At 58.9% G+C, this 2148-nt stretch carries 1 protein-coding gene; it reads right to left on the bottom strand.

Going from position 1 to position 2148, the window contains the following annotated elements; translation table 11 throughout:
• On the bottom strand, positions 1 to 2148 hold a 2148-nt coding region (locus tag CHH67_RS25655; protein ID WP_244908329.1), incomplete at both ends, for a DUF5704 domain-containing protein.

The raw sequence follows: 2148 nt of genomic DNA, 5'->3' as shown, positions 1-2148 counted from the left end.
TGGCGCATGAATGTACTGCAAATGCGGCTGACTCGTGTTCCCTTCGCGAATCGTCTCGATATTGAAATTCACAATAATATAACCGTTTCGCAAAGATGTCCGCTTTCTCATCCAGCCGGTTCGTCCGCCCATACTCGGCGACATTCGTTCCTTTTGGCACGACATACACATCTGCCGGGATGCTGTATTCCCCGTACCAATGCTGGATCGACGCATTCGCCCGCAGCGGGTTCACCGAGGCCGGCAGGTTCGTTTTCGGTCCCAGCAGGGTGCGTACCTCCGGCGGCAGCAGCAGCCAGTCGTAGCGTCCGACCCATGTTTTGGACTTGCTCAGCTTCTCGATATACTGCCTCGCGTACGCCGCGCCGCTCATGCCCGAAGGCGCGCCCCCCGTCTGGTAGATGTACGCTGCCATGTCCTGCAGTTCCTGCTGCGGCACATTTCTCAGCCGCTCGTTCAGGATCACGTAGCGCTTCTCGGTATCCTGCGGCGAGCCGATGCGGATGAAGTACTGCTTGCCGCTGTGGTAGTACAGATCGACCGGCTGCCGTCCCGTTCCGTCCTTGTTCACAAAGTAAAAGCTCGGTGTAATCGAAATCGCATCTCGCGGACCGAACATATTCCCTTTCGTTTTCAGGTCAAATTTGAAATGGTAGCCGGTCTTGACGGCAGCGTTCTTATAGCCCTGCACCGGATGTTTGCCCGGCGCAACCGGCAGCGTATACGGAAGCGCGTTGCCACGGGTGCAGCCGTCAATATCGCGCAGTCCGGTCCAATAGGACGCCCCGGTGGGGTTCGCACTGCCTTTGGCCGTCCGGAACACCGTCTCCCAGTTGTAATCCGCAATGTCGGTAATGTGAAAATCGTAGACCCGCCCGATCACGTCCACCGGCTCGATATCGGTGGCCACATGATGGCGCCAGTCCCGGTTCGCTCCCGCCTCGGGGGTGAAGTCCGGCGGCGCATTCTCGGCAATCGTGCGGAAGTACACGTCATAATTCCCTTCGTCGACCCAGACCGGGAGGAAGAACTCGGTATCCAGCTGAGCCGTCGGAATGGTAATCCAGGTCTGCTTCGGGTAAAAGGTGCGCCGATCCCCGCTGTACACATCAAACGGAAAATACACCTGCTTGACCCGAACGTATTTGGCATAGTCCCGGTTTCCGTAGCCCGGATAGTTCACATGCTGCCCCGCGGTCGGAATGCGTACGGTGAAGGGTCGGTCCAATATGAAGGCCGCCCGGTTCGGATTCGGGTTGGTTTTCTGGTTGTGCGGCTGATCGTCGGTCACGGACGAGTAGTTCACCACCGGCGTATGCACGGTCACCGTGTTGATGCCATGAATCGGGAATTCCTTGTTGTCCCCGCCGTTGATGTTCCCGGGAAGCAGGGTGTAGAAGATTGTTCCCGCACTGGTGGTGTTGGCCCGGTTCACTTTGTCCGGCGTGATCAGATTCCCAGGCTTGTACAGCACATTCTGATCGATCTGCGGCGGTTCTGGTATAGAGCTTGGTCTAGGCCCCGTTTCCGCAACCCGGTTGCCGCTCATGAGGGTCTGCCCGTTGAAAACCAGGGTGTCGTTGGTCACCTGTACTTTCTCGACGCCTTGCTCGGCCACGCTCTGTAAATTCTCGCTCGGTGGGGATGGCCGGCTGGTGAAGCTGCTGCCGCCATAGGTGCCTGGCGGAGCGGTAATCGGGTCCGCCGGAGAAGGTGGCTCAAAGCTGCCGGTTGGACTGGCGGTAAACGGCGGCGGCTGGTAGCCTTGCGGCGAAATGGTGATCTCGCCGCCGGGGAGCGCATAATTTCGAAGCAGGCCGCGATCGATGCGGTAGACTTCGAGGTTGTCGATAACCCAGTAGGCATAAGGGCGCTCAACGGTGTATCGCTCGACCACCGTCTCGGTGTCGGTCTGCGGATCCGGCACGGTGGTTGGGTTGCCGTCGGCATCCTCCGGCCCCGGCTGCCCGGGATCCCAGTGCAGCGTCCAGTTCTTCTCGACATTCACTTCAAAAGTGCAGACGCCGGACATCTGGACAAAGGTATGCTGGGCCAGGTAGCTCCTTGCAAAAATGTTGCCATATAGCGTCTCGGAAGTCGGTATGCCCTGCAGCACATCGAACCGTTCGCTGCCGCGCTGGTCGGCCA

Origin of the sequence: Paenibacillus campinasensis, from assembly GCF_002272015.1 — a bacterium.
Lineage (GTDB): Bacteria > Bacillota > Bacilli > Paenibacillales > Paenibacillaceae > Paenibacillus_AQ > Paenibacillus_AQ campinasensis.
Note: the sequence above shows the minus strand (reverse complement) of the source record. Positions and strands in the feature narration are given on the sequence as shown.